Below are 13,636 nucleotides of genomic sequence, written 5' to 3'. Positions count from 1 at the left end.
GAAAACGGTCCGACCTCAGGGGGACGCGATGCGCGCGGTGTGGTTGACGGAGTTCGGCGGCCCGGAGACGCTGGTCGGCGGCGATGCCCCCGACCCCATCCCCGGACCGGGGCAGGTCGTCGTGGACGTCGCCTACGCCGGCGTGACGTTCGTCGAGACCCAGTACCGGCGCACCGGCCTTGGTCCGTTCACCCTTCGGCCGCCCGCCGTTCCGGGCAACGGCGTCAGCGGCGTCGTTGCGTCGATCGCCGACGACGTCGACCCGACCCTCCTCGGCGCGCGCGTCGTCACGTCGACCGGAGGACGCGGCGGTTACGCCGAACGGGCCCTCGCCGACGCGTCCGACCTGGTCGTCGTCCCCGACGGCGTGGCCCTGGACGCGGCCGTCGCCCTCCTGGCCGACGGCCGCACCGCCCAGCTCAACCTCCGCGCGGTCGGCCCCCTCACCGGGCGCCGCGTCCTCGTCCTCGCCGCGGCGGGCGGCGTCGGCACGCTCCAGGTGCAACTCGCCCGTGCCGCGGGCGCGACCGTCCTCGGCGCCGCCGGCCTCACCCCCGCCAAGGCCGACCTCCTCGCCGACCTCGGCGCGGAACCCGTCGACTACCGCCGTCCCGACTGGACCGCCGCGCTGCCGCCCGTGGACGTCGTGCTCGACGGCGTCGGCGGGTCCGTCGCCGCCCGGGCGTTCGACCTCCTCCGCCCCGGCGGCCGGATGCTCAGCTACGGCCTCGCCGCCGGCACGTGGGCCGACATCGCCCCCGACACCGCCGCCGCCCGCGGCGTGACCCTCGTGAAGGGCTCCCGCCCGACCGCCGCCGAAGCACGCGACCTCGTCACCGCGATCCTCGCCGCCGCGGAGACCGGACAGGTGAGACCCGTGATCGGCCAACGCTTCCCGCTCGAACGGGCCGCCGACGCGCACGCCGCCATCGAAAGCCGTGCCACGATCGGCAAGACCGTGCTGGAGGTGCGGTGATGGACGTCGGCATCACGCTCCCCGGGTTCGGGCACGACGCCGTCGAGCACGCCCAGCACGCCGAAGGGCTCGGGTTCGAGTCGGTGTGGCACGGCGACCACCTGATCCCCGTCAGCCCGTTCCTCGACGCCACGCTCGTGCTCGCCACGGTCGCCGCGACCACGACGCGGATCAAGCTCGGGTTCGGGGTGATGGTCCTGCCGCTGCGTCCCGTCGCGTGGGCGGCCAAGCAGGTCGCCACGCTGCAACACCTCTCCGGCGGACGGGTCCTGCTCGGCGTCGGCAGCGGTGGCGACGTCCACGGCGAGGCGGCGTGGCGCGCGGTCGACGTGCCGTTCGCCGAGCGCGGACGCCGCACCGACGCGTCGCTGGCCGTGCTGCCGCCGTTGGTGCGCGGCGAAACCGCGTCCGTGCACGGCACTCCGGTGACCCTGTCCCCACCCGCCCCCATGCCGCCCGTGCTGATCGGCGGCGGGGGAGCCGCGGCCCTGCGCCGAGCCGCCCGCTTCGGCGACCACTGGTACCCGGCTTTCCTGCCGTTGCGGGCGGTGGCGGCGGGCGTGGCTCGCCTGGAAGAGCTGGCAACCACCCACTCACGACCGCGCGTGGGCGTCACGGTGGGGGTGAGCGTGGCGCTGGGCGCGGTGGCGAATTCGGTGGTGGAGCACAGAATCCGGTCGATGACCGACTACGGGCTGACGGAGGAGCAGGCGCGGGAGGTCGTGGTCACCGGCTCGGCCGAGCAGGCGAGGGACCACTTCGCACGGCTGGCCGAGGCGGGCGCGGACCGAATCGTCGCGATGCCCTTCACCGACGACCGCTTCCGCCAAGCCGAACTGGTAGCAGAAGCCACCCAAACGTGACCCATTTCCGCTGGTAGGGTGGGTGGGGCGTGCTGCCCGCCGCTTGGCCCGAAGATCACCCTAACGATGGATGATCGCGCCTTTGGGCAACATTTGAGGTTCGAAAAGCGTTGCCGGGAAAGAAGGAGGCGGCGCGGCGGCGAAGGCGGTCTCGCGAACGCACCGCCGACCCCTGTCGCCGCCCACCGCGAGCACGGGCACCACGTGCACCATTGGCCGGAGCAACGAGCGGGAGCCGGCAGGCGGCGGGGCGTCGAGCGTCGGGGGCGTGGGTGGCAGAGGTGGGGGATGGAGGGGTTGTGGGCGAGGCCAGGGACGAGGTTCGGCGGATCGAGGGGTTCGGTCCGACCACGGCGTTCGATCCGGCCACGGCGTTCGAGCGGCTCCACGCTGCCGCGTCGCGCGGCGAGGTAGAGGTGCCGTGGCACCGGGACTCGCCGCACCAGCTGATCCTCGACCGGTTCGCGGGCGTTGACGGGACCGGTCGGCGGGCGCTCGTCGTCGGTTCCGGGTACGGGCAGGACGCTGGGTTCCTGGCCGCCCTGGGTTCGACACGGTCGGGTTCGACATCTCGCCCACGGCGGTCGAGGTGGCGACGGCGCGGTTCCCGGGCGCCCGGTTCGTGGTCGCCGACCTGCTCGACCCGCCCGCCGAGTGGTGGGGCGCGTTCGACGTCGTCGTCGAGGCGTTGATCGCGCAGTCCCTGCCGGCGAGCATGCGGCCCACCGGCATCGCGCACGTGCGGCGGTTCGTGGCGCCCGGCGGCACGTTGCACGTCCTGGCCTCGGCGCGGGACGACGGCGACGTCGTGGAAGGGCCACCGTGGCCGTTGGTGCGCGCGGAGGTCGGGTCTTATGCGGACGACGACCTCCGCGCGGTGCTCATCGACCGCACCGGCAATCGGTGGTGGGCCGAGTTCCGGCGCCCCGAGGCATCAGGTCCAGAGGCGTCAGGTCCCGAGGCGCCGGAGGCGTGAATCGGGCGCGCGAGTGCGCACCCGACGCGCGGATCAGCGCGGATCAGCGGGGAGCGATGTAGCCCTGCGTCACGATCCGGTCGGCCATGGCGGCGTACGCCGCGGGGTCGTCCGGCGCCCACGTGGCCAGGCCGTCGACGTACCGGTTGAACATGCAGAACGCCGCCGCGATCAACACGGTGTCGTGCACCTCGACGTCGCTCGCGCCGGCGGCCTTCGCCGCCGCCACCAGCTCGGACGTCACGGCCCGCCCGCTGTCCGTCACCGCGGTCGCGATGTCGAGCAGCGCCAGCAGCTTCGGCGAGTGCTCGTGGTCCTCGGGCAGCTGCGCGGCGGCGAAGGCGGCGTGCGACGACGCGCAGAACTTGCACTGGTTCAACTCGGAGACGTGCGCGGCGATCGACTCCCGCTCGCCGCGCGACAACTCGCTCGGACCGCGCAGCAGGACCTCGGCCAGCTCGCTCAGGGGTCGACCCGTCTCGGGGCGGTAGGCGAGGAGCCCGGAGATCCCGGGTAGCGGGTTGTCCAACTCGATGTGCGGCATGGCGACAGTGTCCGTCACCGGCGGAGGGGTCGGCGAGCGGCGAACGGAGCACGGCACTGCGCCGTGCGGCCGCGCCCTTCACAAGGGCCGGTCACGCGAAGGTCGCGGGGGGACGCCTGTCGCACGACCGTGTGAGCGCTCCCACGGTCAACGGTGGAACACGGGGAAAGTTCGACTTCGCCCTTGACTGGTGTAGACCATTTCAGGTTGAGTGGCCCCCGTCACGTCCGAGGGCGCTCGAACGGAAAGAGTGATCTTGTGTCGAGATTCCGCGTTCTGGCGGCGATCGCCGCCTTCGTCGTCGGGGCGGCCCTGACCGTCGCGGTGGCCAACACCGCCGCCGCGGCCGCCTGCGCGTCGGCGTGGACCTCGTCGGCCGTCTACACCAGCGGCATGACGGCGTCCCACGCCGGCCACAACTGGCAGGCCAAGTGGTGGACCCAGAACGAGACGCCGGGCTCGGCGGCGGTCTGGGCCGACCAGGGCGTCTGCGGCGGCACCACCACGCCGCCGCCCGCGTCCTGCGACTACCCCGCGTGGGTGCAGGGCAAGTGGTACACCGCCGGCAACATCGTGCGGTTCACCGACGGCAAGTACTACATCGCCGAGCACGACAACCCGGGCTACGACCCGACCGTCAGCACCTGGTACTGGAACCCGCACACCTGCGGCTCGACTCCGACCACCACGACCAGCACGCCCGCGCCGGGCGGTTTCGTGGTGAGCGAGGCGCAGTTCCAGCAGATGTTCCCCAGCCGCAACCCCTTCTACACGTACGCCGGGCTCACGGCGGCGCTGAGCGCGTACCCCGGTTTCGCCAAGACCGGCACGGACACCGTCCGCAAGCAGGAGGCGGCGGCGTTCCTCGCCAACGCCAACCACGAGACCGGCGGCCTGGTCCACATCGTCGAGCAGAACCAGGCGAACTACCCGCACTACTGCGACGCGAGCCAGCCCTACGGCTGCCCCGCCGGCCAGGCGGCCTACTACGGCCGCGGTCCCATCCAGCTCAGCTGGAACTTCAACTACAAGGCCGCGGGCGACGCGCTGGGCCTGCCGCTGCTCACCAACCCGTGGCTGGTGCAGAACGACTCGTCGGTGGCCTGGAAGACCGCCCTCTGGTACTGGAACACCCAGTCCGGCCCCGGCACGATGACCCCGCACAACGCGATGGTCAACGGGTACGGCTTCGGCGAGACGATCCGCAGCATCAACGGGTCGCTGGAGTGCGGCGGCCGCAACCCGGCGCAGGTGCAGAGCCGCGTCGACGCCTACAAGCGGTTCGTCGGCATCCTGGGCGTGCCCGCGGGCAACAACCTGTACTGCTGACCGACCGGTGACGGGGGAGGGGCCGCACGCGGTCCCTCCCCTCGCACGTCACCCGCAGCCCACGTTCACCCGCAGCCCACGTTCACCCGCAGCCCACGTTCACCCGCAGAGCACGTCACCCGCAGCGCGCGACACCCCCAGAACGTCACCCGCAGCCCACGTCACCGGGCCAGGTGCGCCAGCACCGCCCACCCGAACGATCCCGGCGACTCGACCCACGGCACGTGGCCCGCGCCGGGCAGCACGACCCGCGCCACGTCCGGCAGCGCCTCGGCCAGCGAGTCCACCGCCCACCGGGGCCGCACGTCCGCCGCCCCGTCCACGATCAACGTCGGCACGGCCAGCTCGCGGCACCGCGCCACCAGCTCCTCCTCGTCCCACGTCCGGGCCTCGGCGGTCAACGCCGCGTGGGCCTCCCCGTTCACGCCGAACCAGGGCGTGGCCAGCTCCTCGGCCCGCTGCCGGGCCGTCGACGGGTCGGCGAAGTCGGCGGTCCACAGCCGCACCGCCGCGTCCCGCCCGATGGACCCGCCCTCCGGCAGCCGCTCACCCCGCTCGGCCAGGCGTTCGGCGAGGTTGCGGCGGAACTCGTCGCGCCAGTCGTGCCCGAGGCCGGTGCCGGAGACGTACACCAGCGACGACACCCGGTCCGGGTGCTCCAGCGCGTAGTGCAGCGCCACGCTCGCGCCCCACGAGTGGCCCAGCAGCGCCACCCGTGACAGTCCGAAGTGGACTCGGACGGCGTCGAGGTCGGCCAGCGTGCGGGCCACCGCGTACGGTCCCGCGTGGTCGGACCGGCCGCAGCCGCGCTGGTCCCAGCGGATCACCCGCACCCGGTCGGCCAGCAGCTCGGCGAGCCCGTCGAACATGTCCCACAGCCCGGGGCCGCCGTGGCACAGGACCAGCGGTTCGCCGCGCCCCAGCTCGGCCGCCCACAACACGCGGCCGTCGTCCGCGATGACCTTGTGCTCCTCCATGACCGCCAAGTGTCAGCCAATTCCGCGGCGGTGCCCACCGATCGGGCCAATTGAGTCGCGGGAGGGTGGCCGCGCCACCCCGGTCAAGCCGGGTCCGCTCACCGTCGGGGCCGTCGTTCACAGACTTCCACAGTAGGGAACACGGCCGGCTGGGCCACCCGGTTCAGAGCCTTGACCCGGTTGACGTTGACGATTATGGTCTAGACCACATCGCGATGCGTGACATCCTGTCGCCTCACCGTCACACGTCGCGTGATCCGGCCGCCGCGGAAATGGACCCTGCCAGGGGGACCCACGTCGGGTCCCCTCCGAAGGAGCTGGACACATGAGCCTGAAACGCAAGCTCGCGGCGGTTCTCGCCGGCGTGGGCATCGCACCGTTCCTCGTGGTGGTCTCCGCGGGAACGGCCAGCGCGCACGGCTACATCTCGTCGCCGCCCAGCCGGCAGGCGATGTGCGCGCAGGGCCGCATCTCCAACTGCGGACCCATCGTCTACGAGCCCCAGAGCGTGGAGGGCCCGAAGGGCCAGCGCAACTGCCACGCCGGGGTGAGCCAGTTCGCCCAGCTCAACGACGACAGCCGGCCGTGGCCCACCACCGCGGTGGGCAACAACGTGACGTTCAACTGGACGCTCACCGCCCGGCACGCCACGAGCACGTGGGAGTACTTCGTCGGCGGCACCAAGATCGCCGAGTTCAACGACGGCGGGCGCCAGCCGGCGGCCACCGTGACGCACAACGTGAGCCTCGGCGGTCGGACGGGCCGGATCAAGCTGCTGGCCATCTGGAACATCGCCGACACGCCCATGGCGTTCTACTCGTGCGTCGACCTGCAGGTCGGCACCGGTGGCGGCACGCCCACCAGCACGACGACCCCGCCGCCGACCAGCACCACGCAGCCGCCGACGAGCACGACGCAGCCCCCCGTGGGCGGCACGTGGGCGCCGAACGTCGCGTACTCGGTCGGGTCCCAGGTGACCTACGGCGGCGTCGGCTACCGCTGCATCCAGGCCCACACGTCCCTCGTGGGCTGGGAACCGCCGAACACCGCCGCCCTGTGGCAGCGGATCTGACCCCGGTCACGACGACCGAGGTCCGATGAGACAGAGCCCGTCCGCGCCGGCCTTGTCACGGCGCGGGCGGGCCGCTCGGCGAAGGAGGACGACCTTGCGACGCCTCACCGGATTTCGCGCCCTCGCGGCGCTGGTGGTCGGCGCGCTGGCGCTGACCGGCTGCGGCGCCGCCGCACCGGGCACGGCGCCACCGCCCGTGTCGACCGTCGTGGAGACCAACGAGTTCAACGCGACGGACGTGATGTTCCTGCAGATGGCCGTGCCGCACCACAGGTCCGGCCTGGAGATCGTGCGGCTGGCCAAGGACCGCGAGGTGCGCGCCGAGGTGAAGACCCTCGCCGCCGCCATCGAGGTCACCCAGCTGTCCGAAGTGGACTCGATGACGAAGTGGCTGGCGGACTGGGGGAAGCCGGAGGTCGCGGGCGACGATCCCCAGCTGCACGCCGGTCACGGCGGCGACCACTCGACCAGCCCGGACGCCATCGCGGAACTCGCCGCGACCGGTCCGGCCGAGTTCGAGAAGGCCTTCCTGAACCTGCTCATCGGCCACCAGCACAACGCGGTGGAGATCGCGAAGCTGGAGAAGGAGGGCGGGATCAACCCGCAGGCCAAGGACCTGGCGACGCGCATCTTCGACTCGCGCACCGCGCAGATCTCGCAGATGCTCGGCTACATCGGCTGACGGCTCGGCGCCGTCACAGGTCCAGCGAGAGGGTGCTGGTGAAGCGGCGGTGCTCGCCCGTCACCGGATCGGTGAACTCGAGCACCTTCGCCAGCAGCTGCAACGGGTTGGTGAAGTCGTCCAGCGGCTTGTCCCGCAGCACGGGGTAGAAGTCGTCGTTCCGGATCGGCACGCCCAGCGACGCCATGTGCAGGCGGAGCTGGTGCGTGCGGCCGGTCGTCGGCGTCAGCCGGTACCGGCCCCACCCGGCGCGGTGCTCGACCAGCTCGACCAGCGTCTCCGCGTTCGGCTCGCCCGGCACCTCCTGCGCCGTGATGACGCCCTTCACCTTGACGATCCGGCTGCTCACACGCGTGGGCAGCGCCAGCGACGGGTCGTGCGGCGCGATCGCCTCGTACTCCTTGCGCACCAGGCGGTCCTTGAACAACGTCTGGTACTTGCCGCGCAGGGCCGGTTCGGCGACGAACATCACCAGCCCGGCGGTGACCCGGTCCAGCCGGTGGGCCGGGCTCAGCTGCGGCAGGCCGAGGTCGCGCCGCAGCCGGACGAGCGCCGTCTCCACGACGTGGCTGCCGCGCGGGATGGTGGCCAGGAAGTGCGGCTTGTCGACCACGACGAGGGCGTCGTCGCGGTGCACGACGCCGATGTCGAACGGCACCGGGACCTCGGCCGGGAGGTCCCGGTGGAACCACACGGACGTGCCGGGCGTGAACGCCGCGTCGGGCGCGATCGGCCCGGACAGGTCGTAGACGCGGCCCTCGGCGAGCATGAGGTCGATCCGCTCGGGCGCCACCCGGGGCAACCGCTCGACCAGGTGATCCCGGATGGTCGCCCACGGCCCGTCGTCGGGCAGCCGCAGCCGTGCCGGGTCGAGGCCGTGGCGCTGGGCGAGCGGCGGCCGGAGCTTGCGCCTCATCGACCGGCAGCATACGCCGCGTCCACCTCCGCGACGGCCCGCTCGGGGAAGCCCCTGGCGACGAGCAGCACGCCCAGCGCGACCTCGAACAACCCGCCCGGCACGGACAGGGCCACGCCGACCCCGTGGCCGAGGACTTCGAGCACGGCGCCCGCCAGGAACACCGCGTAACCGGCCAGGCCCCACACCGCCAGGAACCGCGGCACGAGACGAGCCCGCAGCAGGACCCGGCAGAACAGCACGCCCACGACGCCGAGCGACATCATCGCGATCTGGTACGCGTAGTGGTTGCCCCGCACCAGCACCGCGCCCCACGGCGAGTCGACGTCGGCTCGGGCGAGCGGCACCAGCAGGAGCAGGAAGACGACCCCGACGGCCAGCACCGTCGCTTCGACGGCCCGTCCGACCAGGTAGGCGTGGGCGGCGAGGCGGTCGTGCGGGCCGAGCACGGGCACCGCGAGCACGCCGATGGCGGCGACGACGACCGAGTTGACCAGCATCAGCAGCGCGCCCGCCGCGACCCGCGTGGGGTGGGCGGCCACGTCGGGCAGCACGTCGGCCCCCGGCTCGGCGCCGACCAGGGCGTTGCCCGCGATGTAGACGACGAACGCGGCCAGGAACAACGTCCCGATGACCCGTCCGGTGGCTCTCGAAGACATGGGCGCGCCCTTCCGTCGCAGGCGAACGGAGGCCCGTTGCCTTACTAAGTAAGGCGGACGGTATCGTACTTAGTACGGGGGTGTCACCCGGCACTGTCGCCCGCGTGGCGTTCGAGGGGGAGACGGATGTCCAAGCAGGTCGGCGACCGCGTCCCGCTGAGCCGGGACCGGGTCCTCCGCGCCGCCGCCGCCATCGCCGACGCGCGCGGCGTCGGCGCGCTGACCATGCGCTCGCTGGCCGACGGGCTGGGCGTCAAGCCCATGTCGCTCTACCACCACGTCGCCAACAAGGACGAGATCCTCGACGGCATCGTCGACCTCGTGTTCAGCCGGATCGAGCTGCCCACGCCGGGCGGCGACTGGCGGCACGAGATGCGCCGCCGCGCCCGCTCCGCCCGTGACGTGCTCCGCCGCCACCCGTGGGCGATCGGGCTCCTGGAGTCGCGCGCCGCGCCCGGCCCGGCGACGTTGCGGCACCACGACGCGACCATCGGCACGTTGCGCCGGGCGGGTTTCCCGGTCGACCTGACGGCCCACGCCTTCGCGCTGCTCGACAGCTACGTCTACGGGTTCGCGGTGCAGGAGGCGGCGCTGCCGTTCCAGGGCGGCCCCGACACCGCCGCCGACGTCACCGCGGAGATCATGCGGCACCTGCGGCCCGAGGAGTACCCGCACCTCGTGGAGATGGCCACCGAGCACGTCCTGCGGCCCGGCTACGACTTCGGCGACGAGTTCGAGTTCGGCCTGGACGTCATCCTCGACGCCCTCGCGCGGCGGCTGCCCGACGACGGTCCGGCCACGTGATCACGGGCCGACCGCCGGGCGTCAGCCAGTCAGCCGGCCAGTGGGTCAGCCAGTGGGTCAGTCGAGGGTCGTGAACTCCACCTGGTAGCCGAGCGCGCCGAACATGCCGGTCAGCATCTTGCGCGTGTTGTCGTCCGCGCGTCGTACCAGCTCCGACTCGCGGGCCGCGTCGGCGATCTTCTGCTCCGCCGCCACGTAGAACGGCTGCTGGTCCGGCGTCTCCACCAACGACGTCAGCCGGTCCACCAAGCCGCGCTCCTGCGCGAACACGTAGCACCGCTCCTGGTCGAGGTTCGGCTTGTCGAGCACGGCCTTCGGCAGCGCCAGTTCCACCGACCGCTGACCGTCCGGCCCCGAAGCCGCGGTCGGCGACACCTTCAACGCGTCCTCGGCCAGCCCGCCGAAGTCGACGTAGGCGTTCACCGTCCCGGCCGCCACGAACAACGTCCGCTGCCCGGCGAGCACCGCGGGCACGTACCGGACGTCGCGCTCGATGTCGAGGACGACCTGGAACTCGCCGGCCGCCGCGTGGTACTGGCTCAGGTCCCGCAACGACTTCAGCAGCGCCGGCTGGCTCCGGTCGACGGTGTCGGCGCCCGGCCCGGCGATCCGGGGCACCACCACCACCGCCGCCACCAGCCCTGCCACCGCGATCAGCACCGCCACCGCCACACCGATGCGCCATCTCATGGCGCCGGGGTACCCGGATCGACTACCAGGGAATCCGCTTGCCGTCGCGGAAGAAGCCGCCGGTGGGGCCGTCCGCGGGCAACGTCGCCGCCCACACGACGCCGGCCGCGCCGTGCCTCACCGGCCGCCCGCCGACGCCACCCATGTCCGTGGCGACCCACCCCGGGCACACCGCGTTGACCCGCATCCCCGGCAGTTCGGCCGCCAGCGTCAGGGTCAACGCGTTGAGCGCCGCCTTCGACGTGCCGTAAGCCGGTGTGCCGCCGGACATCGACGCCAGCGACGCGGCCTCGCTGGACACGTTGACCACCCGCGCGTGCCGTGCGGCCCGCAGCAGGGGCAGCAGCGCCAACACCGTCCGCCACGGGCCGTAGAAGTTGGTCTCCATGGCCTCCCGCACGACCCGCAGGTCGGCCGACGACGCGCGCTGCCAGGAGTCGTAGTGGATGGCGGCGTTGTTGACCAGCGCGTCCACCCGCCCGTACTCCTGGGCCAGGTACTCGGCCAGCGCCTCGACCGACGCGTCGTCGGTGACGTCCAACGGGTGGTGGTCGACGCCCAGCCGGTCCGCCTCCGCCGCCGCCTTCGCGGCGTCACGAGCGGTCAGCACCACGACGTGCCCGCGCTCCGCCAACTGGCGGCACACCTCCCGCCCGATGCCCCGGTTTCCGCCCGTCACGACCGCCACCGGCGCGTCGACCACCATGCCGCCTCCCACTGCGAGTGTCCCCATCCTCCGCCACCGGGCGGACTCCTCGCGCGGGCCGGGTCGGACTAGGTCAAGTCACCACGCCGTCGCTCGTCCACTTCGGACTGGTCGGGGTGGGGCGCTCAGCGCAAGTGGCGGTCGAAGAACGACACCACGTGCCGGCGCACGGTCGGTACCGAGACGGCCGGGTCGATCGGCCCGACCAGCGCGTCCCGGCCCGCGTCGTCCACCAGCCCGGCCGCGTGGAGCTGCGGCACCACGGCGGCGTGGTCGGTCAACGCCCAGTGGTTGGCGTCGGCGATCACGTGCTGCCGGGCGCACCCGTGCGCGAGCACCGCCGACCACGCCCGCCGGTACCGGTCGTCCTGGAAGCCCTCGGTGCCGAGCAGCAGCAACGGCCGGTCGACGCCGTGCCGGGCCACCGGGAGCAGTTCGCCGTCCTGGCCGGGCCGCTCGGGGTGGTAGTCGAGGAAGCCCTCCAGGTTGGCGGCCGCGTCGACGCGCCGGCCGGTGTCCTCGTGCATCGCCTCGGCCGCGATCGTGCCGCCGAGCCCCTGGCCGTACAGGCCGACGCGCCGCAGGTCGAGGGAGCGGCCGAGGTCGGCGGGCAGGGCGCGGCCGTCGGCGTCGGGGTTGCCGCCCGCCGCCCACCGCTCCAGCCGGTCGAGGACGAGGTCGGTGTCCGCGAGGCGCGTGGCGATCACGTCCCGGTAGAGGCGGGGATCGGTGCTGGGGTCGCCGGGCAGCGCGAACAGCCGCGGCGCGGGTCGGCCCGGCACGTCGACCGCCATCGTCTCGCCGGGGTGGTCGACCGACACCACGACGTACCCGCGGCTCGCCAGCTCCTCCGCGGTGGTCGTCCCGAGGGCGCGCGGATCGGCCAGCCCCGGGCTGTACAGCACGACCGGTCGCCGTCCGGGCAGCGCCGGCGCGTCGGTGCGCGAGTGGGTGAGGGTCGCGCCCCACGCCACGCCGGTCGCCGGCAACGGCTGGTGGAAGTGCGGCAGCACCGCCGCCACGGCCGGCGTCAGGTGCGGCGCGACGGGGCGGTCGCGGACGTCGCGGGAGGGGTAGTGCACCGTGGCCACCAGGTGGCGCGGCGCGCCGGCCTCGTCGGGCCACGGGTCGGCGCGGTGCTCGTCGACGAGGTGCAGCGCGGTGACGCCGACGTGGTGCGGGCCGGTCGGCGCGGGCAGCCGCAGCGTCACGTCGTCCGCCCGGGCGACGCCGGTCGCCACCCCCGTGACGGTCGCGGCGACGAGAAGAGCCGCTGCGGGCAGACTTGTCCTGCGAAACATATTTCCCCCTTTATCCTTTAGTGCTCTATTTATTCGGTGGGCAGTGCCGCGTACATGCGGCTCACGTAATCCCAGAAACCGTCACCGAGGTCGTCCACCGCCTGGTCCGGCAGCACGTCGCGCAGCACGCCGCGCCCGTTCTCCCGGAAGAACGCGCTCATCGAGCGCAGGATCTCGCGGTCGCCGGCGGCGAACGTCTCACCCACGTCCACCAGGCGCCGGGCGGTCCGGCGCACCTCGGGATCGTCCACCGGGTCGTCCGCCCGGTAGTGCTCGACCACCCGCGCGAGCACCGCGGGCCATTCCTCGTCCAACCGCTCCCGCGCTTCGGGTCCGACGTGGAAGGCGTGCTCGTCGAGGAAATCGCGCTGCTCTTTCGTGAGCTGCTGGTCGAAGATGCCCGTGCACCCGAGGAGCGCGAGCAGGCGGTCCGAATCCGGTCGGGTCGGACCGTTCAGCTGGGCGAGCAGACCCCTCGTCTGGCGGCGCAGCGCGTTGAGCCGCCACACCTGCTCGTCCAGCTGCCCGAGGTGCGCCGCGAGGACGTCCGCGAGCGGTCCGGGGTCGGACGCGTCGGCCAGCACGCCCCCGATCTCGTCCAGCGACATGCCGAGCTGCCGCAGCAGCCGGACCTGGTAGAGCCGGTGCAGGTCCTGCTCGGTGTAGCGGCGGTGGCCCGACGGGGTCCGCTCGCTCGGCCGCAGCAGGCCCAGCTCGTCGTAGTGGTGCAGCGTGCGGACCGTCATCCCGGCGACCTTGGCCAGCGCCCCGACGCTCCACCGCGGCTCGCCGACACCCCCCGTTTCGCTCACGCCACCGACCCTAGGACCTCACGTGGCGTGAGGTTCAACTCCGACTTCCCCGCGGTCGTGACGCCCTGTGGTCGCGGTAACCGCGACTTTCGGCCATTCGTGCACGACTTTTGTATAACTCATGCGAAAGTCTTGCCAACTTCGGGCGATTCTGAACAGAATTGCGGCGCTCGCCAGCCTGTGAGCTGGACCACAGAGCGTCCGACCGGCCCACCGTCCGCGCAGCACGGCGTCGTGTGAACGAGGAGACAGCGGTGCGAGGTAAGCGAAGGATTCACCCGACCAGGTCCGTCACCACAGCGGGGACCAAGGACGCCACCGCGCCGCCG

Annotated in this window: 15 protein-coding genes; 7 read left to right on the top strand and 8 right to left on the bottom strand. The window is 72.8% G+C overall.

Annotation, left to right across the window (positions count from 1 at the left end; translation table 11 throughout):
• The first annotated feature begins 28 nt into the window (after window positions 1-28).
• From ACRAKH_RS24785 to ACRAKH_RS24775, 3 genes are all read left to right on the top strand, one after another.
• A complete protein-coding gene (locus tag ACRAKH_RS24785) occupies window positions 29-976 on the top strand; it encodes a zinc-binding dehydrogenase (RefSeq protein WP_380722039.1) in 948 nt (315 codons plus the stop codon).
• On the top strand, window positions 976-1,839 hold the full coding sequence (locus ACRAKH_RS24780; protein ID WP_380722037.1) for an LLM class flavin-dependent oxidoreductase: 864 nt from the start codon (window positions 976-978) through the stop codon (window positions 1,837-1,839). The genes ACRAKH_RS24785 and ACRAKH_RS24780 overlap by 1 nt, the downstream gene beginning before the upstream one ends.
• 589 nt (window positions 1,840-2,428) lie before the next feature.
• Window positions 2,429-2,815, top strand: a complete 387-nt coding sequence (locus ACRAKH_RS24775; RefSeq protein ID WP_380722035.1) for a hypothetical protein — start codon at window positions 2,429-2,431, stop codon at window positions 2,813-2,815.
• A 43-nt stretch (window positions 2,816-2,858) separates the two neighbouring features.
• On the opposite strand, the gene ACRAKH_RS24770 is transcribed toward ACRAKH_RS24775, so the two are convergent.
• Complete coding sequence (locus ACRAKH_RS24770) at window positions 2,859-3,359, bottom strand: carboxymuconolactone decarboxylase family protein (protein ID WP_380722048.1); 501 nt, start codon at window positions 3,357-3,359, stop codon at window positions 2,859-2,861.
• Between the two features lie 258 nt (window positions 3,360-3,617).
• On the opposite strand from ACRAKH_RS24770, the gene ACRAKH_RS24765 reads away from it, so the two are divergent.
• Complete coding sequence (locus ACRAKH_RS24765; RefSeq protein ID WP_380722033.1) at window positions 3,618-4,688, top strand: glycoside hydrolase family 19 protein; 1,071 nt, start codon at window positions 3,618-3,620, stop codon at window positions 4,686-4,688.
• 161 nt (window positions 4,689-4,849) lie between these two features.
• Here ACRAKH_RS24765 and ACRAKH_RS24760 read toward each other — a convergent pair whose 3' ends face one another.
• Window positions 4,850-5,665 (bottom strand): alpha/beta fold hydrolase, encoded by an 816-nt coding sequence (locus ACRAKH_RS24760; RefSeq protein ID WP_380722031.1) that lies wholly within the window; start codon window positions 5,663-5,665, stop codon window positions 4,850-4,852.
• A gap of 325 nt (window positions 5,666-5,990) precedes the next feature.
• Between ACRAKH_RS24760 and ACRAKH_RS24755 the strand changes: the two genes are divergently transcribed.
• Together ACRAKH_RS24755 and ACRAKH_RS24750 are read left to right on the top strand one after the other, a co-directional pair.
• Window positions 5,991-6,737 (top strand): lytic polysaccharide monooxygenase, encoded by a 747-nt coding sequence (locus ACRAKH_RS24755; protein WP_380722029.1) that lies wholly within the window; start codon window positions 5,991-5,993, stop codon window positions 6,735-6,737.
• Window positions 6,738-6,831: 94 nt separating this feature from the next.
• The gene (locus ACRAKH_RS24750; protein WP_380722027.1) at window positions 6,832-7,419 is read left to right on the top strand and encodes a DUF305 domain-containing protein; all 588 of its coding nucleotides are present in this window, start codon (window positions 6,832-6,834) and stop codon (window positions 7,417-7,419) included.
• 13 nt (window positions 7,420-7,432) lie between these two features.
• Here ACRAKH_RS24750 and ACRAKH_RS24745 read toward each other — a convergent pair whose 3' ends face one another.
• Both ACRAKH_RS24745 and ACRAKH_RS24740 read right to left on the bottom strand, forming a co-directional pair.
• Entirely contained in the window at window positions 7,433-8,335 is a 903-nt protein-coding gene (locus tag ACRAKH_RS24745; RefSeq protein ID WP_380722025.1) for an RluA family pseudouridine synthase, read from the bottom strand.
• Window positions 8,332-8,994 carry a DUF4386 domain-containing protein gene (locus tag ACRAKH_RS24740; protein WP_380722023.1) on the bottom strand — a complete coding sequence of 221 codons (663 nt, stop codon included), beginning with the start codon at window positions 8,992-8,994 and terminating at the stop codon, window positions 8,332-8,334. Before ACRAKH_RS24740 ends, ACRAKH_RS24745 begins: the two co-directional genes overlap by 4 nt.
• A 126-nt stretch (window positions 8,995-9,120) precedes the next feature.
• On the opposite strand from ACRAKH_RS24740, the gene ACRAKH_RS24735 reads away from it, so the two are divergent.
• Window positions 9,121-9,798: a TetR/AcrR family transcriptional regulator gene (locus tag ACRAKH_RS24735; RefSeq protein WP_380722021.1), complete on the top strand. Its 678-nt coding sequence runs from the start codon at window positions 9,121-9,123 to the stop codon at window positions 9,796-9,798.
• A 57-nt stretch (window positions 9,799-9,855) separates the two neighbouring features.
• On the opposite strand, the gene ACRAKH_RS24730 is transcribed toward ACRAKH_RS24735, so the two are convergent.
• The 4 genes from ACRAKH_RS24730 to ACRAKH_RS24715 all read right to left on the bottom strand — a co-directional run bounded on the left by ACRAKH_RS24730 (window position 9,856) and on the right by ACRAKH_RS24715 (window position 13,307).
• Window positions 9,856-10,488: a DUF4230 domain-containing protein gene (locus ACRAKH_RS24730; protein WP_380722019.1), complete on the bottom strand. Its 633-nt coding sequence runs from the start codon at window positions 10,486-10,488 to the stop codon at window positions 9,856-9,858.
• 22 nt (window positions 10,489-10,510) lie between these two features.
• Window positions 10,511-11,221, bottom strand: coding sequence for an SDR family NAD(P)-dependent oxidoreductase (locus ACRAKH_RS24725; protein ID WP_380722017.1), 711 nt, complete (start codon window positions 11,219-11,221; stop codon window positions 10,511-10,513).
• A 98-nt stretch (window positions 11,222-11,319) separates the two neighbouring features.
• Entirely contained in the window at window positions 11,320-12,435 is a 1,116-nt protein-coding gene (locus ACRAKH_RS24720) for an alpha/beta hydrolase (RefSeq protein WP_447009325.1), read from the bottom strand.
• Between the two features lie 89 nt (window positions 12,436-12,524).
• A complete protein-coding gene (locus ACRAKH_RS24715) occupies window positions 12,525-13,307 on the bottom strand; it encodes a MerR family transcriptional regulator (RefSeq protein WP_380722013.1) in 783 nt (260 codons plus the stop codon).
• Between the last annotated feature and the right edge of the window lie 329 nt (window positions 13,308-13,636).

Source organism: Saccharothrix hoggarensis, from assembly GCF_052936025.1.
This window is presented reverse-complemented; position numbering and strand designations above follow the sequence as displayed.